This window comes from Micromonospora globbae (genome assembly GCF_003610785.1).
GTDB lineage: Bacteria > Actinomycetota > Actinomycetes > Mycobacteriales > Micromonosporaceae > Micromonospora > Micromonospora globbae.
On the sequence record NZ_RAQQ01000004.1, the window covers coordinates 356,242 to 377,927 of the forward strand.

19 protein-coding genes are annotated in these 21,686 nt (G+C 72.5%); 11 read left to right on the plus strand and 8 right to left on the minus strand.

Annotated features, from left to right (window positions below; genetic code table 11):
* Positions 1-83: 83 nt before the first annotated feature.
* Together D7I43_RS07855 and D7I43_RS07860 are read left to right on the plus strand one after the other, a co-directional pair.
* On the plus strand, positions 84-2,597 hold the full coding sequence (locus D7I43_RS07855) for a bifunctional FO biosynthesis protein CofGH (protein ID WP_120327724.1): 2,514 nt from the start codon (positions 84-86) through the stop codon (positions 2,595-2,597).
* 691 nt (positions 2,598-3,288) lie between these two features.
* Positions 3,289-3,546 (plus strand): WhiB family transcriptional regulator, encoded by a 258-nt coding sequence (locus D7I43_RS07860; protein WP_120327725.1) that lies wholly within the window; start codon positions 3,289-3,291, stop codon positions 3,544-3,546.
* Positions 3,547-3,729: 183 nt separating this feature from the next.
* Here the strand turns inward: D7I43_RS07860 and D7I43_RS07865 are convergent, their stop codons facing one another.
* Positions 3,730-4,179 carry a metallopeptidase family protein gene (locus D7I43_RS07865; RefSeq protein WP_120327726.1) on the minus strand — a complete coding sequence of 150 codons (450 nt, stop codon included), beginning with the start codon at positions 4,177-4,179 and terminating at the stop codon, positions 3,730-3,732.
* Positions 4,180-4,344: 165 nt separating this feature from the next.
* Here D7I43_RS07865 and D7I43_RS07870 point away from each other — a divergent pair, with 165 nt between their 5' ends.
* Entirely contained in the window at positions 4,345-4,707 is a 363-nt protein-coding gene (locus D7I43_RS07870; RefSeq protein ID WP_120327727.1) for a DUF3499 domain-containing protein, read from the plus strand.
* 99 nt (positions 4,708-4,806) lie between these two features.
* Here D7I43_RS07870 and D7I43_RS07875 read toward each other — a convergent pair whose 3' ends face one another.
* The 4 genes from D7I43_RS07875 to D7I43_RS07890 form a co-directional block, all read right to left on the minus strand.
* The gene (locus D7I43_RS07875) at positions 4,807-5,160 is read right to left on the minus strand and encodes a nitroreductase/quinone reductase family protein (protein ID WP_120327728.1); all 354 of its coding nucleotides are present in this window, start codon (positions 5,158-5,160) and stop codon (positions 4,807-4,809) included.
* A gap of 177 nt (positions 5,161-5,337) precedes the next feature.
* Positions 5,338-6,714, minus strand: coding sequence for an NAD(P)/FAD-dependent oxidoreductase (locus D7I43_RS07880; protein WP_192902102.1), 1,377 nt, complete (start codon positions 6,712-6,714; stop codon positions 5,338-5,340).
* Positions 6,714-8,060: an aspartate aminotransferase family protein gene (locus D7I43_RS07885; RefSeq protein WP_120327729.1), complete on the minus strand. Its 1,347-nt coding sequence runs from the start codon at positions 8,058-8,060 to the stop codon at positions 6,714-6,716. Before D7I43_RS07885 ends, D7I43_RS07880 begins: the two co-directional genes overlap by 1 nt.
* A gap of 189 nt (positions 8,061-8,249) precedes the next feature.
* On the minus strand, positions 8,250-8,762 hold the full coding sequence (locus tag D7I43_RS07890) for an Lrp/AsnC family transcriptional regulator (RefSeq protein WP_120327730.1): 513 nt from the start codon (positions 8,760-8,762) through the stop codon (positions 8,250-8,252).
* A gap of 210 nt (positions 8,763-8,972) precedes the next feature.
* Between D7I43_RS07890 and D7I43_RS07895 the strand changes: the two genes are divergently transcribed.
* From D7I43_RS07895 to D7I43_RS07930, 8 genes are all read left to right on the plus strand, one after another.
* On the plus strand, positions 8,973-10,157 hold the full coding sequence (locus D7I43_RS07895) for a polyamine ABC transporter substrate-binding protein (RefSeq protein ID WP_120327731.1): 1,185 nt from the start codon (positions 8,973-8,975) through the stop codon (positions 10,155-10,157).
* A gap of 7 nt (positions 10,158-10,164) precedes the next feature.
* A complete protein-coding gene (locus tag D7I43_RS07900) occupies positions 10,165-11,331 on the plus strand; it encodes an ABC transporter ATP-binding protein (protein ID WP_120327732.1) in 1,167 nt (388 codons plus the stop codon).
* Between the two features lie 156 nt (positions 11,332-11,487).
* Positions 11,488-12,402 (plus strand): ABC transporter permease, encoded by a 915-nt coding sequence (locus D7I43_RS07905; RefSeq protein ID WP_120327733.1) that lies wholly within the window; start codon positions 11,488-11,490, stop codon positions 12,400-12,402.
* A 58-nt stretch (positions 12,403-12,460) separates the two neighbouring features.
* Positions 12,461-13,297, plus strand: a complete 837-nt coding sequence (locus tag D7I43_RS07910; RefSeq protein WP_120327734.1) for an ABC transporter permease — start codon at positions 12,461-12,463, stop codon at positions 13,295-13,297.
* Positions 13,294-14,715, plus strand: coding sequence for an NAD(P)/FAD-dependent oxidoreductase (locus tag D7I43_RS07915; RefSeq protein WP_120327735.1), 1,422 nt, complete (start codon positions 13,294-13,296; stop codon positions 14,713-14,715). Before D7I43_RS07910 ends, D7I43_RS07915 begins: the two co-directional genes overlap by 4 nt.
* Positions 14,715-15,917, plus strand: coding sequence for a saccharopine dehydrogenase family protein (locus D7I43_RS07920; RefSeq protein ID WP_120327736.1), 1,203 nt, complete (start codon positions 14,715-14,717; stop codon positions 15,915-15,917). The genes D7I43_RS07915 and D7I43_RS07920 overlap by 1 nt, the downstream gene beginning before the upstream one ends.
* Entirely contained in the window at positions 15,914-16,927 is a 1,014-nt protein-coding gene (gene speB / locus D7I43_RS07925) for an agmatinase (protein ID WP_120327737.1), read from the plus strand. Before D7I43_RS07920 ends, speB begins: the two co-directional genes overlap by 4 nt.
* A gap of 215 nt (positions 16,928-17,142) precedes the next feature.
* Positions 17,143-17,991: a DUF559 domain-containing protein gene (locus D7I43_RS07930; RefSeq protein ID WP_240032841.1), complete on the plus strand. Its 849-nt coding sequence runs from the start codon at positions 17,143-17,145 to the stop codon at positions 17,989-17,991.
* Positions 17,992-18,105: 114 nt separating this feature from the next.
* Here the strand turns inward: D7I43_RS07930 and D7I43_RS07935 are convergent, their stop codons facing one another.
* The 3 genes from D7I43_RS07935 to D7I43_RS07945 form a co-directional block, all read right to left on the minus strand.
* Positions 18,106-18,465 (minus strand): DUF779 domain-containing protein, encoded by a 360-nt coding sequence (locus tag D7I43_RS07935; protein WP_120327777.1) that lies wholly within the window; start codon positions 18,463-18,465, stop codon positions 18,106-18,108.
* 269 nt (positions 18,466-18,734) lie between these two features.
* Positions 18,735-20,240 carry an acetaldehyde dehydrogenase ExaC gene (exaC, locus tag D7I43_RS07940; protein ID WP_120327738.1) on the minus strand — a complete coding sequence of 502 codons (1,506 nt, stop codon included), beginning with the start codon at positions 20,238-20,240 and terminating at the stop codon, positions 18,735-18,737.
* Between the two features lie 40 nt (positions 20,241-20,280).
* Positions 20,281-21,585, minus strand: a complete 1,305-nt coding sequence (locus D7I43_RS07945) for a GAF domain-containing protein (RefSeq protein ID WP_120327739.1) — start codon at positions 21,583-21,585, stop codon at positions 20,281-20,283.
* Positions 21,586-21,686 lie beyond the last annotated feature (101 nt).

Here is a 21,686-nt window from a genome sequence, read left to right on the forward strand (position 1 = left end):
CGCTCCTTCCGTGTCCGGTGTGGTTGCCCACGCTCGGGCCGGACGCGGCGGGGGCACCGCCGATCACGGCTTAGGCTGAGCGAATGGTTGATCGCACCGACTCCGCGCCGACCGAGGCGAGTGTGCGCCGGGCGTTGCGCCGGGCCGCGACCGGGCGGGCGCTGGACGTCGACGAGGCGACCGCGCTGCTCGGTGCGCGCGGCGACGCCTTCGACGAACTGCTGGGCATCGCCGCCGGCATCCGCGACGCCGGGTTGCGTGAGGCCGGCCGGCCGGGCGTCGTCACGTACTCCAAGAAGGTCTTCATCCCGCTGACCCGGCTCTGTCGGGACCGCTGCCACTACTGCACGTTCGCCACCGTGCCGCACCGGCTGCCGGCGCCGTTCCTCGACCGCGACGAGGTGCTCGCGATCGCCCGGGCCGGCGCGGCGCAGGGCTGCAAGGAGGCGCTGTTCACCCTCGGTGACCGCCCGGAGGAGCGGTGGCCCGCGGCCCGGCGCTGGCTGGACGAGCGGGGCTACGAGTCCACGCTGGACTACCTGCGCGCCTGTGCCGTGGCCGTGCTGGAGGAGACGGGCCTGCTGCCGCACCTCAACCCCGGCGTGCTCTCCTGGGCCGAGTTGCAGCGGCTCAAGCCGGTCGCCCCGAGCATGGGCATGATGCTGGAGACCACGGCGACGCGGCTGTGGTCGGAGCCGGGCGGCCCGCACTTCGGCTCGCCGGACAAGGAGCCCGCGGTCCGGCTGCGGGTGCTCGACGACGCCGGCCGGGTGGGGGTGCCGTTCACCACCGGGATCCTCATCGGCATCGGCGAGACCCACGCCGAGCGGGTCGACGCGATCTTCGCGATCCGCCGCGCGCACCGCGAGTACGGCCACCTCCAGGAGGTGATCGTGCAGAACTTCCGGGCGAAGCCGGACACCGCGATGCGGGGCATGCCGGACGCGGAGCTGCACGACCTGGCCGCCACGGTGGCGGTGGCGCGGGTCCTGCTCGGGCCCCGCGCGCGCATCCAGGCCCCGCCGAACCTCATCGCCGGCGAGTACGACCTGCTGCTGCGCGCCGGCATCGACGACTGGGGCGGCGTCTCCCCGGTGACCCCGGACCACGTGAACCCGGAGCGGCCCTGGCCGCAACTGGACGAGCTGGCCCGGCGCACGGCCGAGGGCGGCTTCACCCTGCGCGAGCGGCTCACCGTCTACCCGGAGTACGTCCGCGCCGGCGACCCGTGGATCGACCCGCGCGTCCTGGCGCACGTCACGGCCCTGGCGGACCCGGAGACGGGGCTGGCCGTCGAGGACGCCCGCCCGGTGGGCCGGCCGTGGCAGGAGCCGGAGGAGGTCTTCGGCGGGCGGACCGACCTGCACGTCACCATCGACACCACCGGCCGTACGGGCGACCGGCGCGGCGACTTCGACAGCGTCTACGGCGACTGGGCCGAGGTGGCCACGAAGGTGACGGCCGGGCCGGTGCCGGCCGGTGCCGGTGACCACGATCTGCGGGCCGGCCTGCGGCTCGCCGCCGACGATCCGGCCGCGCTGCTGGAACCGCGGCACACCGACGCCGCGCTCGCGCTGTTCGCGGCGGACGGCCCGGCCCTGGACGAACTCTGCCGGATCGCCGACGACGTACGCCGCTCGGCGGTGGGCGACGACGTGACGTACGTGGTCAACCGCAACATCAACTTCAGCAACGTCTGTTACGTGGGCTGCCGGTTCTGCGCCTTCGCCCAGCGCGAGCGCGACGCGGACGCGTACCGGCTCTCGGTCGACGAGGTCGCCGACCGGGCCGAGGAGGCGTGGGCGGCCGGCGCCACCGAGGTGTGCCTCCAGGGCGGCATCGACCCCAAGATGCCGGTGACCGGGTACGCCGACATCGTCCGGGCGATCAAGGCGCGGGTGCCGGAGATGCACGTGCACGCGTTTTCGCCCATGGAGATCGTGACGGCCGCGGCGAAGGCCGGTGTGCCGGTGCGGGAGTGGCTGACCCGGTTGCGCGAGGCCGGGCTGGACACCATCCCGGGCACCGCCGCGGAGATCCTCGACGACGAGGTCCGCTGGGTGCTGACCAAGGGCAAGCTGCCGGCCGCCGCCTGGGTCGAGGTGGTCACCACGGCGCACGAGCTGGGGATCCGGTCCAGCTCCACGATGATGTACGGACACGTGGACCATCCCGGACAGTGGCTGGCCCACTTCCGGGTGCTGGCCGGTGTGCAGGACCGTACGGGCGGCTTCACCGAGTTCGTGGCGCTGCCGTTCGTGCACACCAACGCCCCGATCTACCTGGCCGGGATCGCGCGACCCGGGCCGACCTGGCGGGAGAACCGCGCGGTGCACGCCATGGCCCGGCTGCTGCTGCACGGCCGGATCGACAACATCCAGTGCTCGTGGGTGAAGCTCGGCGACGCCGGGACGGTGGCGATGCTCCAGGGCGGCTGCAACGACCTGGGCGGCACGCTCATGGAGGAGACCATCTCCCGGATGGCCGGCTCGGCCAACGGGTCGGCCCGTACCGAGGAGCAGTTGCGGGCGATCGCGGCGGCGGCCGGGCGTCCGGCGCGGCGGCGCACCACCGCGTACGGCGCCGTGCGCCCCTGAGGTCGAACCTTTCCGCGCCGCCGGCCGTACCACCTCCCGCCGGCGGCGGTCGCGGCGAGAACCGCCGCCGGCTCCCTCCGGCGCCGGCGGCGGCGTTCCTCCCGGACCCGCTGGGGGCGACTGTCCACTGTGTCCTTACCGGGGTCCGATCCGTACCGTGTGGTGGGACGACCGGTGCGGTTCGCGTCACGCGGTCGCGGCGGTCCGGGTGCGATGCCGAGCAGCGTCGGGCCACTCCGCGGCCGGGCGCGTCCACGGCGCGGTGTCCAGCATGTGGACAGAGGGCCGCGGACGCCGGTCGCTCGACGGGCGGTACGGCGAGAGTCGCGTTAACCTGTGCCCCACCAAGATCAGCATTGCTGTCCGGGGACCGTCCTCGTGGTGTTCCGCGGCCGTCCCGCCGGAACGCCACACAGAAAACTCCGGCAACTCGCCGGAGAGGGCGTTACTCGGCCGGGGTCTGAATCGATAGGGCAGGTTGCGAGGCCGGGTGGTCGGATGGCCGTCCGGGGCATGTCGGGAGGGCGACTCCATTATCAAGTTTGGCTTGACGGCGCACGCATTACACGCGTGTAATTTGAATGGGGTTGTTCGCACGGAACGCATCAAAACGGGACCGGACGGACAAGCACGCCTTTCGCGTGGGGGGTTGCAGCGGCGATGACGCCGGTGCGCGACAAGGAGGCATTTGATGGACGGCCAGCTTGAGGTGGCCGACCTGCTCGGAAACGCGCCGGAGTGGCAGGAGCGGGCGCTCTGCTCGCAGACCGATCCGGAAGCGTTCTTTCCCGAGAAGGGCGGCTCGACCCGCGAGGCGAAGCGCATCTGCTCGCGGTGTGAGGTCAAGGCGGAATGCCTCGAATACGCTCTCGGCCACGACGAGCGGTTCGGGATCTGGGGCGGCCTCTCCGAGCGGGAGCGGCGCAAGCTGAAGCGGCGGGCCGCCTGAATCGACGCCGGGTCCGGGCGGTGGGGGCCGCCCGGCTCAGCGTCGTCCTCGTGCGGCCGTCCGGCTCGGCGTGATCTTCACGCCGCCCGGCGTCGGTGGCCCCGGGGGCCGCTGTTCCGCGGCAGCGGATCCGTCGGCGTCGGCGGTCAATCGACCACCGCGAGTCTCCCGGGCGGAAGCCCGTCAGGCCAGCTCGTCCGGGTCGACCCCGAGCAGGTTCGCCACCTGCTCGATGATCACGTCGTGGACCAGGTCGGCGAGATCCTCCCGGTCCATCGCCCGGAACTCCAGCGGCCGCCGGTAGAGCACGATCCGGGGCGGGATCTCCTGCCGGCCCGGGCGGCCCGGCAGCAGGCGGGCCAGCGGCACCTCGCCGTCCTCCAGCACGTCCGAGTCGTAGACGTTCAGCTCCGGTGGGACGTCCTCCACGGCGAACTCGACCCCGGCCAGTTCCTTGGCGAACCGACGCTCCAGCGTCTCCACCGTGTCCAGGACGAGGTCGTCGAAGACCTCGGCCTTGGTCCGGGCCAGCGGCACGGTGGCCGGCACCAGCCGTCCGCGCAGGCCCCGCCCGTGGCGGTCACGGTGGGCGCGCCGGCCGGAGCCGGGGCGGCGGTGTTCCGGGCTCGTCATGAGGCACAGGGTAGCCCGCGTCCCGCCTCCGCCCACGGCAGCGCCGCCGGTCTGGCGCGGCGGGCGTCACGCCGGCTCGCCGGTGGTGCAATTGTGATCACCGTGACGGGCGTGTCGCAACGCGAACCGGTGCGCCGGACCCGGTAATGGAGATACCCTGCCGCCGTGAGGTCACCACGGCGCTGCTCCCGTAACGGCTGCCCCCGGCAAGCGGTCGCCACATTGACCTATGTCTACAACGAGTCCACCGCCGTGGTGGGCCCGTTGGCCGCCTTCGCGGAGCCCCACACCTACGACCTCTGCGAGCCGCACGCCCGCAACCTCACGGCCCCCCGAGGTTGGGACGTCGTCCGCCACGAGGGTGAGTTCGAGCCCCCGCCGCCCACCACCGACGACCTGGTCGCCCTGGCCGAGGCGGTCCGCGAGGCCGCCCGCCCCACGCCCCGCCCGCCCGAGGACGACCAGGACACGCAGGCGCACCCCACCGGGCGCCGTGGCCACCTGCGCGTGATCCCCCCGAACGTGTGATCCCGCCCCGGTGAGCCCGCGGCCGGCGCCGCGAGCCGCCGCGCGTGGGCGCCCCGCCGGCGCATGCCGCGAGCAGCCCCCCGGCGCGACCGTCGACGGTCAGCCGAGCGGCACCTGGACGGCTACGTCGTGCCTGGGGTAGAGGTCCCTGATCTGCTTGGCGCCGTACTTGTCGCGGAACATCGCGACCACGTGGTCGACGCGATCCGGTTCGGTGATGGGGGTGGCGGTCGAGTTCACCGCCGTCCCGTTCGCGGCCACCCTGATCACGGGCGTGTGGCGGATGTTCTTGTACCACTCGGTGTCCGACCCGCTGACCGGCACCAGGAACATGCTCTGCTCCTCCTGCACGAACCACACGGGATGCGAGATCTGCCGTCCGGTCCTGCGGCCGGTCACGGTGATCTCCACTTCGCGTTCACGGGCGAACGCCTCCATGGCCTCCGCGCTCATGCTGGCCTCCGTCGCTCTGCCGTGCTCCTGCCTGCCAGGCTAGGGAGCGCCCGGGCCGCCCGGTGGCGGTTCCGGCACACCCGCGTGAGCCGGTGCGGGCCGCCGCGACCGGGCCGGCGGCGGGCGTCAGTGTGAGCCGGTGGCGGCGGCCCCCGCGACCCGGGCCGGCGGCGGGCGTCAGTGACCGAGGAAGCGGCCGAAGAGGGCCGCCCGGCGCGACGGCCGGCCGGTGCGGGCCTCCGCCGCGTCGGCCGAGGACATCACCCGCAGCCCGGCGTTGACCGCGAGCCACCGCAGCGGCTCGGGCTCCCAGCGCGGCGACCGGTGCCCCACCCAGGGCAGCGCCGTGACGTCGCTCTCCACGCCCCGGATCAGGTCCGCGAGCGTACGGCCGGCGAGGTTGGTGGTGGAGACGCCATCGCCCACGTACCCGCCGGCCCAGGCGAGGCCGGTGGCCCGGTCCAGCCCCACCGACGCCGACCAGTCGCGGGCCACGCCGAGCGGCCCGCCCCAGCGATGGGTCACCGCCACGTCCGGTCCGAGCGTGGGGAAGAGCTCGCCGAGCGTACGGCGAAGTGCCGCGAACACCTCCGGCTCCCGGTCGTATCCGGGCCGGACGCGGGACCCGAAGTGGTACGGGGCGCCGCGTCCGCCGAACGCGAGCCGGCCGTCCGCCGTCCGTTGCCCATAGATGATCACGTGCCGGTGGTCGGAGAACGTCTCCCGCCCGGCCAGCCCGATCCGTGCCCAGACGTGCTCGGGCAGCGGCTCGGTCGCGATCATGAGCGAGTAGACCGGCACCACGGTGCGCCGCTGTCCGGGTAGCTGCGGCGTGTACCCCTCGGTGGCGCGGACGACCACGGGCGCCCGGACGAGGCCGGCGGGGGTGACGGCCGCGCCCGGCCTGATCTCGCTGACCGGCGTCCTTTCGTGGATCGTCACCCCGAGGCGTTCGACCGCACGGGCCAGCCCCCGGGCCAGTCGGGCGGGGTGCACGGCGGCACAGTGCGGGGTGTACGTGCCGCCGCGTACCCCCTCGGCGGCGCACCGGGCGGCGGCCTCGCCGGCGTCGAGCAGGGCGAGGTCGTCGGGACCGAAGCCGAACGCGCGTGCCTCCGCGACGGCGGCACGGGCCCGGCCGAGTTGGGCCTCGGTCCGGGCGAGCACCACCGTGCCACCACGCGCCCAGTCGCAGTCGATGCCCTCGGCCGCGACGACCCGTCCCACCTCGCGCACCGTCTCCTGCATGGCCCGCTGCATGGCGACGGCCGCGTCCCGGCCGTGCCGCCGGCCGAGCGCCGTGAGCGAGGTGGGGAAGAGGGTGGAGCACCAGCCGCCGTTGCGGCCGGACGCCCCGTACCCGGCGATCTCCCGTTCGAGCACGACGATCCGTAACGACGGGTCGGCGCGGGCCAGGTAGTACGCGGTCCAGAGGCCCGTGTAGCCGGCGCCGACGATCGCCACGTCCGCCTCCGTGCCACCGGGCAGGGGCGGACGCGGCGTGAGCGGTTCGTCGAGGCTGGACAGCCAGTAGGAGACGTCCCGGTAGGACATCAGAGGCGTCGCCATGCCTCGGTGAGCACGGCGCGCAGGATCTGCTCCATCTCGTCGAACTGCTGCTGCCCGGCGATCAGCGGCGGGGCGAGCTGCACCACCGGGTCGCCGCGGTCGTCGGCGCGGCAGTAGAGGCCGGCGGCGAAGAGGGCGGTGGAGAGGTAGCCGCGCAGCAGCCGTTCCGACTCCGCCTCGTCGAAGGTCTCCCGGGTCGCCTTGTCCTTGACCAGCTCGATGCCGTAGAAGTAGCCGTCGCCCCGGACGTCGCCGACGATCGGCAGGTCGCCCAGCTTCTCCAGGGTGGCGCGGAACGCGGCCTCGTTGGCCCGCACGTGGCCCACCAGGTCCTCGCGGGCGAAGACCTCCAGGTTGGCGAGGGCCACCGCGCAGGAGACCGGGTGGCCGCCGAAGGTCACGCCGTGGGCGAACATGCCGGTCTCGGTGAGGAACGGCTCCATGAGCCGGTCGCTGGCGATCATCGCGCCGAGGGGCGCGTACCCCGAGGTGATGCCCTTCGCGGTGGTGATGATGTCCGGCTGGTAGCCGTACCGGACGGCGCCGAAGTACTCGCCGACACGGCCCCAGGAGCAGATCACCTCGTCGGAGACGAGCAGCACGTCGTACGCGTCGCAGATCTCGCGTACCCGCTGGAAGTAGCCGGGGGGCGGCGGGAAGCAGCCGCCGGAGTTCTGCACCGGCTCCAGGAACACGGCCGCCACGGTGTCTGGGCCCTCCCGCTCGATGGCGCGGCCGATCTCGTCGGCGGCCCAGCGGCCGAACGCCTCGATGTCGTCACCGTGCTCGGGTGCCCGGTAGAAGTTCGTGTTCGGCACCTTGATCCCGCCGGGCACCAGCGGCTCGAAGTCCGTCTTGATGCCGGGCAGGCCGGTGATCGACAGGGCGCCCATCGAGGTGCCGTGGTAGGCGATGTAGCGGCTGACCACCTTGTGCTTGGTCGGCTTGCCGGTGCGCTTGAAGTACGCGCGGGCCAGCTTCCACGCCGCCTCGACCGCCTCGGAGCCGCCCGTGGTGAAGAAGACGCGGTTCAGGTCCCCCGGGGTCAGCGCGGAGATCCGCTCGGCCAGCTCGACGGCCTTCGGGTGCGCGTACGACCACAGCGGGAAGTACGCCAGCTCGGCCGCCTGCTTGGCGGCCGCCTCGGCGAGCTCGGTACGGCCGTGGCCGGCGTTGACGACGAACAGCCCGGCGAGCCCGTCCAGGTAGCGGCGGCCCTGGCTGTCCCAGACGTACGCGCCGTCGCCGCGCACGATCGTCGGTACCTCGCCGGCGGAGTAGCTCGCCATCCGGGTGAAGTGCATCCAGAGGTGGTCGGTGGCGTTGGCCATGTCAGCCCCATCGAGTCACGGGCCGGTCGGGGGGTCGTACCGGCCGCTCTGCCCACGGTTATCGCACAGTTAGAACCGCTGTGGCAAGTGGGATCGGTGGCACATAGGCGATTCGACAACGAATTCTGCGAGCGTGAGTTGTGGCTTGCGACGGATTCCGCACACCGGTCGGAGCGGGGGCGGGTCGGCTCAGGCGGTGCCCCAGGTGTAGGTCTGCTTGCGGAGCTTGAGGTAGACGAACGCCTCGGTGGAGAGCACGCCCTCGACGGCCCGCAGCCGCTGGAGGATCTCCAGCAGGTGGTCGTCGTTGCGGCAGACCACCTCGGTGAGCAGGTCGAACGACCCGGCGGTGATCACCACGTAGTCGACCTCCTCCAATTCGGCGAGGCGGTCGGCCACCGCCTCCAGGTCGCCGTTGGTGCGCAGGCCGATCATCGCCTGGCGCGGGAAGCCGAGCTGGAGCGGATCGGTGACGGCGACGATCTGCATGACGCCCGCGTCGAGCAGTCGCTGCACCCGCTGGCGTACCGCCGCCTCGGAGAGCCCGACCGCCTTGCCGATGGTCGCGTACGGCCGCCGGCCGTCCTCCTGGAGTTGCTCGATGATCTGCTTGGCCACGTCGTCCAACAGAGCGTGACTGGCACCTTCACGCACGGCGAGCCGCCGCGTGCCGTTGCCGTTCTCCTGCTGCCGGTTCGTCATCGACCGCTCCCCATGTCCGTTCCCGCCGTGTGAGCCTAGTGCCTCGCGCAGTCTGGCGTATTTCGTGGTCAAGGGCTATTCCCGCAACGGAATCCCTTGTAAGGAAGGTCACCCCATGCCAGGATCAGTCGTCAATCGCACATGACCCCTCCCGCCGGCGTCGTCACCCCCGTCCCCGCCGCCGACGATGACCCCTTAAGGAGTCGTCACATGCGCACTCCCCTCAGGCCCCTCACCCGGCGTGGTCTGCTCACCGGCACCCTCGGCTCGGCCGCGATGCTCGCCGTCGGCGGCTCGCTGGCCGGCTGCGGCACGAAGGGCGCCCAGCAGACCGAAGCGGGTTGCGCGAGCGAGGACCTCTCCGCCACGGAGAAGAAGCTCGCCTTCTCCAACTGGCCGCAGTACATGGACGTGGACGAGAAGGACGAGTCGAAGCGGCCCACCCTCGACGCGTTCATCGCGCGCAGCGGCATCCAGGTGACGTACACCGAGGACGTCAACGACAACAACGAGTTCTTCGGCAAGGTGCAGAACCAGCTCGCGGGCTGCCAGCCCACCGGCCGGGACGTCATGGTGCTCACCGACTGGATGGCCGCGCGGATGATCCGGCTCGGCTGGATCCAGCAGCTCGACACGTCCAAGATGCCCAACGTCAGCGCCAACCTGCTGCCCTCGCTGCGGGGGCGCTCGTTCGACAAGGACAACCAGCTCGCCGTGCCGTGGCAGTCCGGCCTCGCCGGCATCGCCTACAACGGCAAGGTCACCAAGGAGCTGCGGACGGTCGACGAGCTGCTCACCCGCCCCGACCTCAAGGGCAAGGTGACGGCCCTGTCCGAGATGCGCGACACCATGGGGCTCCTGCTCCAGTCGAACGGCCACGACCCGTCGAACTTCACGGCCGCGCAGTTCGACGACGCGCTCAACAAGCTGAAGAAGGCGGTGGACTCCGGCCAGATCCGCAAGTTCACCGGCAACGACTACGCGCCCGACCTGGCCAAGGGCGACATCGCCGCCTGCATCGGGTGGTCCGGCGACGTCATCCAGCTCGGCTTCGAGGACGACAAGATCAAGTTCGTGGTGCCCGAGTCCGGCGTGATGCTCTGGTCGGACAACATGCTGGTGCCGAACAAGGCCACCCACAAGGCCAACGCCGAACAGCTCATGAACTACTACTACGAGCCGGCGGTGGCCGCCCAGCTCGCCGCGTACGTCAACTACATCTGTCCCGTGCAGGGCGCCCAGGCCGAGATGGAGAAGATCGATCCCGAGCTGGCCGCCAACCCGCTGATCTTCCCCGACGACGCGATGCTCGCCAAGGCCCAGGTCTTCATGGCTCTGGACGAGAAGCAGGAGCGCGAGTACGAAAGCAAGTTCCAGCAGGTCATCGGGGCCTGACGAGGCGATGGGCGGAACGACAGTGGCACGCGAGACACCGGCCGGCGACCTGCGGCTGGCCAACCTCACCAAGCGGTTCGGCGTCTTCACGGCGGTCGACGAGGTCAACCTCACGATCCCGCAGGGCTCGTTCTTCGCCCTCCTCGGGGCGTCCGGCTGCGGCAAGACCACCACGCTGCGGATGATCGCCGGGCTGGAGGAGCCGACCAGCGGGCAGGTGCTGCTCGGCGACCGGGACATCGCGCGGCTGCGCCCGTACAAGCGGCCGGTGAACACCGTGTTCCAGAGCTACGCGCTCTTCCCGCACCTGGACATCTTCGAGAACGTGGCCTTCGGTCTGCGCCGGCGCGGCATCCGCGACGTCGGTGAGCAGGTCGAGCGGATGCTCGCGCTCGTGCAACTGGAGGGGTACGGCCGTCGCCTGCCCGCCCAGCTCTCCGGAGGTCAGCAGCAGCGGGTCGCGCTGGCCCGGGCGCTCATCAACCACCCGCAGGTGCTGCTGCTGGACGAGCCGCTCGGCGCGCTCGACCTCAAGCTGCGCCGGCAGATGCAGATCGAGCTGAAGCGCATCCAGACCGAGGTCGGCATCACGTTCGTGCACGTCACCCACGACCAGGAGGAGGCCATGACCATGGCCGACACGGTCGCGGTGATGAACGCCGGCCGCATCGAACAGCTCGGTGCGCCGGCCGACATCTACGAGTTCCCGGCCACCGCCTTCGTGGCGAACTTCCTCGGCCAGTCCAACCTGATCGCCGCGGAGGCGGCCGGCGCCGCCGGGGACGACGTCCCGGTGACCGCCCACGGCGCGCGCTACTCGGTGCCCGCCGCCCGGGCCCGGGTCGACCGGGGGCCGGTCCATCTGGGCGTACGCCCGGAGAAGCTGCATCTGGTCGGCTCCGCCGACCAGGTGCCCGCGGGCCACCAGCACGTCGCCGGGGTGGTCAGCGACGCCTCCTACGTGGGCGTCAGCACGCAGTACCTGCTGCGCACCGCGTGGGGGAGCGAGCTGTCGGTGTTCGCGGCGAACAGCGGCAGCGCCGAACGGTTCGCGGTGGGCGCCGAGGCGGTGGCCCACTGGGACCCGCGGCATGCGTTCCTGCTGCCCCGCGAGCCCGGGGCGGAGGACCAGACCACGCCGGTGCTCGACGAGCCGGTGGGAGTGAAGTCGTGAGCGAGCGCAGCGAGCGAATCATCAGGCTCAGCGCGGTGAAGGCTCATGGCGGCGCCGACCGGAGGGAGGCGGTGGCATGAGCGAGCGTAGCGAGCGAATCATCAGGCTCAGCGCGGTGAAGGCTCATGGCGGCGCCGACCGGAGGGAGGCGGTGGCATGAGCGCTCTGGCGCATGTGCCCACCGGGCAGTCGACCGGGGCGAAGCCGCCGCCGGCCGCCCGGCGCGGCCGGTACCGCGCACTGCCGTACCTGCTCCTGCTGCCGGGCGGGGGTTGGCTGCTGCTGTTCTTCGCCCTGCCGCTGCTCCAGCTCGCCGCCGCGAGCCTCTACGACCCCGGCGGCTCACTCGCCACCGGGTACGCGATGACCTGGGCGTTCGGCAACTACCCGGACGCGCTGGCGGCGTACTGGCCGCACTTCCTGCGCTCCTTCGGCTACGCCGGCCTGGCGCTGGTGCTCGCGCTGCTGATGGGCTACCCGCTGGCGTACGCCATCGCGCAGAAGGCCGGGCGGTGGAAGAACCTGCTGCTGGTGTGCGTGGTCGCGCCGATGTTCACGAGCTTCCTGGTCCGCACGCTGGCCTGGAAGACGATCCTGAGCGACAACGGCTGGGTCGTCGGGCTGCTGCGCGACGTGCACCTGCTGGGGCCGGACGGTCGCCTGCTGGCCACGCCGTTCGCGGTGGTGCTCGGTCTCACGTACAACTTCCTGCCGTTCCTCGTGCTGCCGCTCTACGCGAGCCTGGAGCGGCTCGACCCGCGGCTTCTGGAGGCGGCGAGCGACCTGTACGCGAGCCCGGTGCGGGCCTTCCGCCGGGTGACCCTGCCGCTGTCCATGCCCGGCCTCGTGGCCGGCACGCTGCTCTTCTTCATCCCGGCCAGCGGCGACTACATCAACGCCGAGCTGCTCGGCACCCCGAACGAGTACATGATCGGCAACGTCATCGACTCGGCGTTCCTGGTGCGGCTCGACTACCCGCAGGGCGCGGCGCTGTCGTTCCTGCTCATGGCGGCGATCCTCGCGGTGGTCTTCGGCTACCTGCGGCGGGCCGGCACGGAGGACGTCCTGTGACGGCGGCGCGGCGTGCGGCGACCGGCAGCCCCGCGGTCGCGAACGGAGGAAGGCTCTGATGGCGCGTTTCTGGCGTTGGGTCGCCGACCGCTGGGTGATGGGCGTGGCGCTGCTGGTGCTCGGCTACCTGTCGCTGCCGATCCTCGTGGTGGCCGGGTTGTCGTTCAACCGCCCGTCGAGCCGCCTGTCGTACGACTTCCACGAGTTCACCCTCGACAACTGGCGGAACCCGTGCGCCACCTCGGACATGTGCGACGCCGTGGTGCGCAGCGTCCAGATCGGCTTCATCGCCACGGTGGTGTCGACGGTGCTCGGCACGTTGATGGCGTTCGCCCTCGTGCGGCACCGGTTCCGCGGCCGGGCGGGGATCAACGTGCTGATCTTCCTGCCGATGGCCACGCCGGAGCTGGTCATGGGCACCTCGCTGCTCGCCCTGTTCGTCGCGGCCGGGGTGCCGCAGGGCTTCTGGACCATCGTGATCGCGCACGTGATGTTCTGCGTCTCGTTCGTGGTGGTGACCGTCAAGGCGCGGCTGGCCGGCATGGACTCGCGGCTCGAGGAGGCCGCCATGGACCTGTACGCGAGCGAGTGGCAGACCTTCCGGCGGATCACCCTGCCGCTGGTGCTGCCCGGCATCGTGGCCGCCGCGCTGCTCGCCTTCTCGCTGAGCTTCGACGACTTCATCATCACGAACTTCAACGCCGGCACCACCGTCACGTTCCCGATGTACGTCTGGGGCGCCGCCCAGCGGGGCATCCCGCCGCAGGTCAACGTCATCGGCACGGCGATGTTCGTGATCGCGTTGCTGCTGGTGCTGGGCAGCACACTCCGTGGCCGGCGCGCGCGCCGGGCGGCGCTGCCGGTCGCCGCGCCCGGGGCGGCGAAACGGCCATGACCGGCCCGCATCCCGGCCGGTCGCTGACCGACGCGGCGCCCGTGCCGTACTGGCTGGACCGGCCGGAGCGCCCCGACCCGCTCCCGCCGCTGCACGGCGCGGACACGGCCGACCTGCTCGTGGTCGGTGGCGGGTACAGCGGACTCTGGACGGCGCTGCTGGCCAAGCGGGACGACCCGGGCCGGGACGTGCTGCTCGTCGAGGCGGGCACGTGCGGCTGGGCGGCGTCCGGGCGCAACGGCGGCTTCTGCGCCGCGTCGCTGACGCATGGGCTGGCCAACGGCGTCGAGCGGTTCCCCGACGAGATCGACGTGCTGGAGCGGCTCGGCCGGGAGAACCTGGACGCCATCGCGGCGACGATCGCGGAGTACGACATCGACTGCGACTTCGCGCGTACCGGCGAACTGGCGGTGGCCGTCGAGCCGTACCAGCTCGACGGGCTGGCCGCCGACGCCGAGCTGGCCCGCCGGTACGGCCACGACGTGCGGCTGCTCGACGCCGGCGAGGTCCGCGCCGAGGTGAACTCCCCGACGTACCTCGGCGGGCTGTGGGACCGCGACCGGGTGGCCCTGCTCGACCCGGCGAAGCTCGCCTGGGGGCTGCGCCGCGCCTGCCTGAGCCTCGGGGTGCGGATCGTCGAGCACACGCGGGTGACCGGCCTGCGCCGCGAGGGTGCGGCGCTGCGGGCCACCACGGCCGGTGGACGCGACCACCTGCCCGGGTCGGTGCGGGCGGGACAGGTGGTGCTCGCCACGAACGCGTTTCCGCCCCTGCTGCGCCGGCTGCGGGCCTGGATCGTGCCGGTCTACGACTACGCGCTGATGACCGAGCCGCTCGCCGACGACGAGCGGCGGGCCATCGGTTGGGCGAACCGTCAGGGGCTCGCCGACACCGGCAACCAGTTCCACTACTACCGGATCACCGCCGACAACCGGATCCTGTTCGGCGGGTACGACGCCGTCTACCACTTCGGCAACCGGGTCGCCCCGACGCTGGAGCAGCGCTGGGACACCTTCTGCACGCTCGCCGGGCACTTCTTCACGACGTTCCCGCAGCTCGACGGCCTGCGTTTCAGCCACCGCTGGGGTGGCGTCATCGACACGTGCACGCGGTTCTGCCCGTTCTTCGGCACGGCGTACGAGGGGCGGCTCGCGTACGCGGCCGGCTACACCGGCCTGGGCGTCGGCGCCACCCGGTTCGGCGCGCGCGTGATGCTCGACCTGCTGGCCGGCGCCGACACCCCGCTGACCCGGCTCGACCTCGTCCGCACGGCGCCGCTGCCGTTCCCCCCGGAGCCGGTCCGGGCGGCCGGCATCCACCTCACCCGCTGGTCCCTGGCCCGCGCCGACGCGCGCCAGGGACGGCGGAACGTCTGGCTCCGTACGCTCGACCGTCTCGGTTTGGGGTTCGATTCCTGATGCGCATCCTGCTGGTGGGCGCCGGCGGCGTCGGATCCGCCGCCGTCGCGATCGCCGCCCGCCGTCCCTTCTTCGAGACCATGGTGGTCGCCGACCACGACGCCGCGCGGGCGTCGCGAGCCGTCGAGGGGCGCGGCGAGCGGTTCGTGGCCGCCCGCGTCGACGCCTCGTCGGCCGAGGCGGTGGCGGCACTGTGCCGGGAGCACCGGATCACGCACGTGCTCAACGCCGTCGACCCGCGCTTCGTCATGCCGATCTTCGAGGGCGCGTTCGCGGCCGGCGCCGACTACCTGGACATGGCCATGTCGCTGTCCCGTCCGCACCCCCGACGGCCGTACGCCGAGACCGGGGTGAAGCTGGGCGACGAACAGTTCGCCCTCGCCGACCGGTGGCAGGCGGCCGGGCGGCTGGCGCTCTGCGGCATCGGCGTCGAGCCGGGACTCTCCGACGTCTTCGCCCGGTACGCCGCCGACGAACTCTTCGCCTCCATCGACGAGATCGGCGTACGCGACGGCGCGAACCTCACCGTCGACGGCTACGACTTCGCGCCGTCGTTCTCCATCTGGACGACCATCGAGGAGTGCCTGAACCCGCCGGTGGTCTGGGAGGCCGGCCGCGGCTGGTACACCACCGAGCCGTTCTCCGAGCCGGAGGTGTTCGAGTTCCCGGAGGGCATCGGCCCGGTCGAGTGCGTGAACGTGGAGCACGAGGAGGTGCTGCTCATCCCGCGCTGGGTGCCGGCGAGGCGGGTCACCTTCAAGTACGGCCTGGGCGACGAGTTCATCCAGGTGCTCCGGACCCTGCACAAGCTCGGCCTGGACTCGACGTCGCCCGTGCGGGTCGGCGGCGTCACCGTGTCGCCCCGGGACGTGGTGGCCGCCTGCCTGCCCGACCCGGCCACGCTCGGCGACCGGATGCGCGGGAAGACGTGCGCCGGCACGTACGTCACCGGCACCGGGGTCGACGGCCGGCCCCGGCGGGTGTACCTGTACCACGTCGTCGACAACGAGTGGTCGATGCGGGAGTACGGCCACCAGGCGGTGGTCTGGCAGACCGCCGTCAACCCCGTGGTGGCGCTGGAACTGCTCGCCACCGGGGCGTGGACCGGGGCGGGGGTGCTCGGCCCCGAGGCGTTGCCGCCGAAGCCCTTCCTCGACCTGCTCACCGGGTACGGGTCGCCGTGGGGGATGGAGGAACGATGAGCCGCTACGGGGCCATGTACGGGCCGGACCTGACGTTCCTCGGCGTACCCGCCTGCGACCTGGCCGACCCGGCGTCCTTCGCCGACGCGGACGTGGTGGTCGTGGGTGCCCCGTTCGACGGCGGGACCTCGCACCGGCCCGGCACCCGGTTCGGGCCGTCGGCCATCCGGCAGGCCTGCTACCTGCCCCACGACGGGTCCCGCCCGTCGCTCGCGCTGCGCGTCGACGCGTTGCGGGACCTGCGGGTGTACGACGCGGGCGACGTCGAGATGTTCTCCGGCGACATCGAACGCTCGCTGTCGGCGCTGGAGTCCGCCGTCCACACGGTCGCCTCGTCGGGCGCGATCCCCGTGGTGCTCGGCGGCGACCACTCCATCGCGCTGCCCGACGCCACCGGCGTGGCGCGCCACCACGGGCTCGGGCGGGTGTCGCTGGTGCACTTCGACGCGCACGCCGACACCGGCGACGTCGAGTTCGGCAGCCTCCACGGGCACGGCCAGCCGATGCGGCGGCTCATCGAGTCGGGCGCGGTCCGTGGCGACCGGTTCCTCCAGATCGGCCTGCGCGGCTACTGGCCGGGGCCGTCGGTGCTGAGCTGGATGGCGGAGCAGCGGATGCGCTCGTACGAGATGACCGAACTGGTCGCCCGCGGCCTGGACGAGTGCCTCACGGAGGCGTTCGGGATCGCGGTGGACGAGTGCGAGGGGGTGTTCCTCTCCGTCGACGTGGACGTGGTGGACCCGGGCATGGCGCCCGGCACGGGCACGCCGGAGCCGGGCGGGCTGACCTCGCGGCAACTGCTCGACGCCGTGCGCCGCTGCTGCTACGAGCTGCCGGTGGTGGGGGTGGACGTGGTCGAGGTCGCGCCCCCGTACGACCACGCCGACATCACCGCGTACCTGGGCAACCGGGTGGTGCTCGAGGCGTTGTCGGCGATCGCACGGCGCCGCCGCGACGCGGCGGGCGGTCCCCCGTGGAACCCGAGACAGCCCCTCCTGGACGCCCGCTAACCCCGCTGCTTCCCCGCGATCTTGCACTTTCTGCCCCGACATATAGGGCATACAGGGTATATCTGGGGCCGAAACTGCAAGATCGCGGTGGACGGTTGGGGGCGGGGATAGCACGGGTCGGGGTTTGGGGGGTAGTTGTCCACAGGGGGTTTGGTTGTCCACAGGCTCGGGGTGGGAGGGCGGTTCCGGGGGCGGAGGTTCGCCATAGTGCCGGCGTGTCGATTCAGCTGTGGCGCGTCGAGGATCTGTTGCGGAGCCTGACGGTGAAGCGACTCCGGACCCAGGTGAGCAAGGCGGAGCTGCTCCGGGTACGGAGAGGCGTCTACGCCGACCGGCGCTGCGAGGAGGACGACGACGAACTCCGCGCACTGCTGCTGTGCCTGCCCGACGGTGCGGCACTGACCCGCCAGAGCGCGGCCCGCCGGCACGGATTCGGGGTTCTGCGAGAGGACCAGGTTCACGTCGTGCTGCCGGCCACGGTGCCCCGGCCACGCCTACCCGGGTTGGTCGTACACCACTCGGTCCTGCCCGTGCGGCCCGTCCTCGTCCGTGGGCTGCCCTGCGTCCCGGCGGCCCGGTGCGCCGTCGACCTCGCCCGGAGCGTCCGGCGGCTCGACGCTCTGCCGGTACTCGACGCCGCACTCCGCTCCGGTGCGGTCACGCGGGACGAGCTCGTGGCGGAACTGCCGCGACAGCGGAAGCTGCGCGGCATCCGGCAGGCGCGGGACCTCGTGGCACTGGCGGACGGGCGGGCGGAGTGCCGCCAGGAGAGCCAGTTGCGCCTGGTCCTGATCGACGGCCGGCTGCCCGCGCCCGAGCCGCAGCTCTGGGTCCACGACTCGTACGGCATCCGCCGGTACCGGCTCGACCTGGGCTACCGCGAGCGGCGGGTGGGAGTCGAGTACGACGGCCTGTCCCACCTGGACCGGGAGCGGCTTCGCCGGGACCGGGAACGGGTGAACTGGCTCGACGCCAACGGATGGCGGATGCGCTACTTCACCGACCAGGACCTCTACCGCCGCCCCCACCACATCGTCGCGACGGTCCGCGCCGCCCTCTCCTGACCCGCCCCCCTTTCACTCCCGCGATCTTGCACTTTCGGCCCTGACTTTCCTGGCATAAGCCTCATTCCAGGGGCACAAAGTGCAAGATCGCGGGAGTGGAGGGGGGATGTGGGGTCAGGCTAGGTGGGAGCGGATCAGGAAGCGGACGCCCTCGGGGGCCTCCAGGGAGAAGCCGCTGCCCCGGCCCGGCACCACGTCGATCGTGAGCCTCGTGTGCTTCCACAGCTCCCACTGCGAGCGGGACATCCAGAACTCGACCGGCTCCGGGACGCCGTCGACGGCCAGGGAGGCGAGCAGGACGTCGGAGCCGCCGGTGCGGAACTCGCCCGCCGGGTAGCACATCGGGGCGCTGCCGTCGCAGCAGCCGCCGGACTGGTGGAACATGAGCGGCCCGTGCTGTTCCCGCAGTGCTCGGATCAGGTCCGCGGCGGCCGGCGTCAGCGACACCGGGTCGGTGGCCGGCGGAAGCGACACCGGCGACGCCGCCCGGGGAAGCGGCACCGGACCGGACGAGGCCGTGCCAGACGAGGCCGTGCCAGACGAGGCCGTGCCAGACGAGGCCGCGCCGGACGACGCCGCGCCGGATCGCACGGGGCCGGACGGCACTCTGCCGGACGGCGAACCGGACCGCACCGGACCGGACGGCACTGCGCCGGACCGTGCCGCGCCGGACCGTGCCGCGCCGGGCGGCGCCGCGGCGCCCGGCGGACCGGGAACCGCGGCGCCTGACGGGTCGGTGCCCATCAGAAGAAGCCCAGCTTCTTCGGCGAGTAGCTGACCAGCAGGTTCTTGGTCTGCTGGTAGTGCTCCAGCATCATCTTGTGGTTCTCCCGGCCGATGCCGGACTGCTTGTACCCGCCGAACGCCGCGTGCGCCGGGTAGGCGTGGTAGCAGTTCGTCCAGACCCGGCCGGCCTGGATCGCGCGGCCGGCCCGGTACGCGGTGTTCATGTCGCGCGTCCACACGCCCGCGCCGAGGCCGTACAGGGTGTCGTTGGCGATCTTCACGGCGTCGTCGAGGTCGGCGAACGAGGTCACCGAGACCACCGGACCGAAGATCTCCTCCTGGAAGATCCGCATCGAGTTGTCGCCCTCGAAGATGGTCGGCTGGACGTAGTAGCCGCCGGACAGTTCGCCGCCCAGGTCGGCCCGCTCGCCGCCGGTGAGCACCTTCGCGCCTTCCTGGCGACCGATGTCCAGGTAGGACAGGATCTTCTCGAGCTGGTCGTTCGACGCCTGCGCCCCGATCATCGTCTCGGTGTCCAGTGGGTGGCCCTGGCGCACCTGACGCGTACGCTCGACGGCCGCCGCGAGGAAGTCCGCGTAGTGGCCCTGCTGGATCAGCGCCCGGGACGGGCAGGTGCAGACCTCGCCCTGGTTGAGGGCGAACATGGTGAACCCTTCGAGCGCCTTGTCGTAGAACTCGTCGGACCGGGCGCTCACGTCGTCGAAGAAGATGTTCGGGCTCTTGCCGCCCAGTTCCAGGGTGACCGGCTTGATGTTCTCGCTGGCGTACTGCATGATCAGCCGCCCGGTGGTCGTCTCGCCGGTGAACGCCACCTTGGCGACCCTCGGCGAGGAGGCCAGGGGCTTGCCGGCCTCGACGCCGAAGCCGTTGACCACGTTGACCACGCCGGGCGGCAGCAGGTCGGCCACCAGCGAGAGCCAGTAGTGGATCGACGCGGGGGTCTGCTCGGCCGGCTTGAGCACCACGGCGTTGCCGGCGGCGAGGGCCGGGGCGAGCTTCCAGGTGGCCATGAGCAGCGGGAAGTTCCACGGGATGATCTGCCCGACCACGCCGAGCGGCTCGTGGAAGTGGTAGGCCACGGTGTCGTCGTCGAGTTCGCCGAGGGTGCCCTCCTGTGCCCGGATGGCGCCGGCGAAGTACCGGAAGTGGTCGATGGCCAGCGGGATGTCCGCCGCCAGGGTCTCCCGGACCGGCTTGCCGTTCTCCCAGGTCTCGGCGATGGCGAGGTCTTCCAGGTGCTCCTGCATCCGGTCGGCGATCCGGTTGAGGATCAGCGACCGTTCGGCGACCGGCGTGCGGCCCCACGCGTCGGCGGCGCCGTGCGCGGCGTCGAGGGCCCTCTCGACGTCCTCGGCGGTGCCGCGGGCGACCTCGCAGAAGGTCTGCCCGGTCACCGGGGTGGGGTTCTCGAAGTACCGCCCGCCGTGCGGCTTGACGTACTCGCCGCCGATGAAGTGGTCGTAGCGGGTCTGCCAGTGGGTGGGCGCGTCGTAGCGCGTCATGGGTACCTCCGCCGTCCGTCACGGGTGGACGGCGGTGACGCTAGTTTCCGGGACGTTGCAGCCACGTTGCGCGCGGCAGGCCGTACTCCCCGGCGAGCTGGTGGACGCGGGCGACCGCGAGCGGCCGGCGGGGCGCGCCCGGCGGCAGCGCCCGGGCGAGCGCCTGCCAGGCGGTCAGGTCGTCGGCGCCGGCGGGCGTCGCCGTCCAGGCCGCGAGCAGCGCCGGGTCCCCGGCGGCGAGCACGGCCGCCCGGAGCTGGCCGTCGATGAGCCGGCGCAGTCGCGCCACTCCCGGCGCGTCGGAGGAGGGCAGCAGCGGTCCGGCGTACGCGTCGAGGGCGCCGGCGGGATCGCCGCGGTCGAGCAGGTCGGTGACGGTACGGAAGTCGGCGCGCACGGTGCCGCGCAGCCGGTACGGGCGGGAGTCGAGCAGTTCCGGGCCGAGCACGCGGCGCAGCCGGGACAACTCGGCGCGCAGGGTGACCGGGTGCAGCCGGTCGTCGCCGTAGAGGTCGAGGCCGAGCTGCTCCCCGGTCCGCCCCTCGGGGTGGTCGAGGAGCAGCACCAGCAGTTCGCTGTGCCGGCGGCCGAGCCGGAGCCGCCGCCCGTCCACCCGCAGTTCGGCCTCGTCGCGGCCGAGCGCGGCGACGGTGGCCACACCCGGTTCGGGCGGCCGGTCGGCGGCGAGCTGCGCCTCGGCCGCCCGGGCGGTGGCGCGTACCAGCGCGAGGCTCTGCGGGGTGGCCAGGTGGTCGCCGCCGGTGATGTCGACGGCCCCGAGCAGCCGGCCGGTGACCGGGTCGTGGATGGGCGCGGCCGCGCACGTCCACCGCTGCACGGGCCGGCTGAAGTGCTCCGTGGCGAAGATCTGGACGCTGTGGTCGACGGCGAGGGCCGTGCCGGGGGCGTTGGTGCCCGCGTGTGCCTCGTCCCAGCGGGCGCCCGGCACGAAGTTCATCCGCTCGGCGCGCCGGCGTACGCCCGGGTGGCCCTCCACCCAGAGCAGCCGGCCGTAGGCGTCGCAGACGGCCATGAGGTGGGCGCCGTCCTGCGCGATCCCGCCGAGCAGGTCACGGAAGAGCGGCAGCACCCGGGCCAGCGGGTGCGCGGCCCGGTAGCTCTCCAGCGTGTCGTCGACCAGTTCGACGGGCGGGGTGCCCTCCGGATCCAGCAGCGCGCCGGCCGAGCGGCGCCACGACTTGGCCACGACGTCGCGCAGGTGCCGGTCCATCCGCCGGGCGGCCTCCGGCCCGCCGGCGAGGAACGCCTCGTGCGCGGCACCGACCTGCGCGATCCGCTCCGCCGGATCGACGCCGATTTCCAGGGCGAGCCACGGGTCGGCCATGGGCGACCTCCTCGCGCCCATCGTGACGCAGCTCACCCCGGATCGCCAAGTGTGCGGCGGCGGATGGGACGGAGCGCGCCAGACGACGCGGCGGGGACGTC

What these genes read in the sequence shown, in the direction of transcription:
- D7I43_RS07865 (WP_120327726.1), bottom strand. Translation starts at nt 4,179, where the DNA reads ATGACGAGCCCGGAACACCGCCGCCCCGGCTCCGGCCGGCGCGCCCAC.
- D7I43_RS07885 (WP_120327729.1), bottom strand. Translation starts at nt 8,060, where the DNA reads ATGGCCAACGCCACCGACCACCTCTGGATGCACTTCACCCGGATGGCG.
- D7I43_RS07945 (WP_120327739.1), bottom strand. Translation starts at nt 21,585, where the DNA reads ATGGCCGACCCGTGGCTCGCCCTGGAAATCGGCGTCGATCCGGCGGAG.
- D7I43_RS07855 (WP_120327724.1), top strand. Translation starts at nt 84, where the DNA reads ATGGTTGATCGCACCGACTCCGCGCCGACCGAGGCGAGTGTGCGCCGG.
- D7I43_RS07915 (WP_120327735.1), top strand. Translation starts at nt 13,294, where the DNA reads ATGACCGGCCCGCATCCCGGCCGGTCGCTGACCGACGCGGCGCCCGTG.
- D7I43_RS07860 (WP_120327725.1), top strand. Translation starts at nt 3,289, where the DNA reads ATGGACGGCCAGCTTGAGGTGGCCGACCTGCTCGGAAACGCGCCGGAG.
- exaC (WP_120327738.1), bottom strand. Translation starts at nt 20,240, where the DNA reads ATGACGCGCTACGACGCGCCCACCCACTGGCAGACCCGCTACGACCAC.
- D7I43_RS07875 (WP_120327728.1), bottom strand. Translation starts at nt 5,160, where the DNA reads ATGAGCGCGGAGGCCATGGAGGCGTTCGCCCGTGAACGCGAAGTGGAG.
- D7I43_RS07920 (WP_120327736.1), top strand. Translation starts at nt 14,715, where the DNA reads ATGCGCATCCTGCTGGTGGGCGCCGGCGGCGTCGGATCCGCCGCCGTC.
- D7I43_RS07900 (WP_120327732.1), top strand. Translation starts at nt 10,165, where the DNA reads ATGGGCGGAACGACAGTGGCACGCGAGACACCGGCCGGCGACCTGCGG.
- D7I43_RS07910 (WP_120327734.1), top strand. Translation starts at nt 12,461, where the DNA reads ATGGCGCGTTTCTGGCGTTGGGTCGCCGACCGCTGGGTGATGGGCGTG.
- D7I43_RS07880 (WP_192902102.1), bottom strand. Translation starts at nt 6,714, where the DNA reads ATGTCCTACCGGGACGTCTCCTACTGGCTGTCCAGCCTCGACGAACCG.
- D7I43_RS07895 (WP_120327731.1), top strand. Translation starts at nt 8,973, where the DNA reads ATGCGCACTCCCCTCAGGCCCCTCACCCGGCGTGGTCTGCTCACCGGC.
- speB (WP_120327737.1), top strand. Translation starts at nt 15,914, where the DNA reads ATGAGCCGCTACGGGGCCATGTACGGGCCGGACCTGACGTTCCTCGGC.
- D7I43_RS07890 (WP_120327730.1), bottom strand. Translation starts at nt 8,762, where the DNA reads ATGACGAACCGGCAGCAGGAGAACGGCAACGGCACGCGGCGGCTCGCC.
- D7I43_RS07905 (WP_120327733.1), top strand. Translation starts at nt 11,488, where the DNA reads ATGAGCGCTCTGGCGCATGTGCCCACCGGGCAGTCGACCGGGGCGAAG.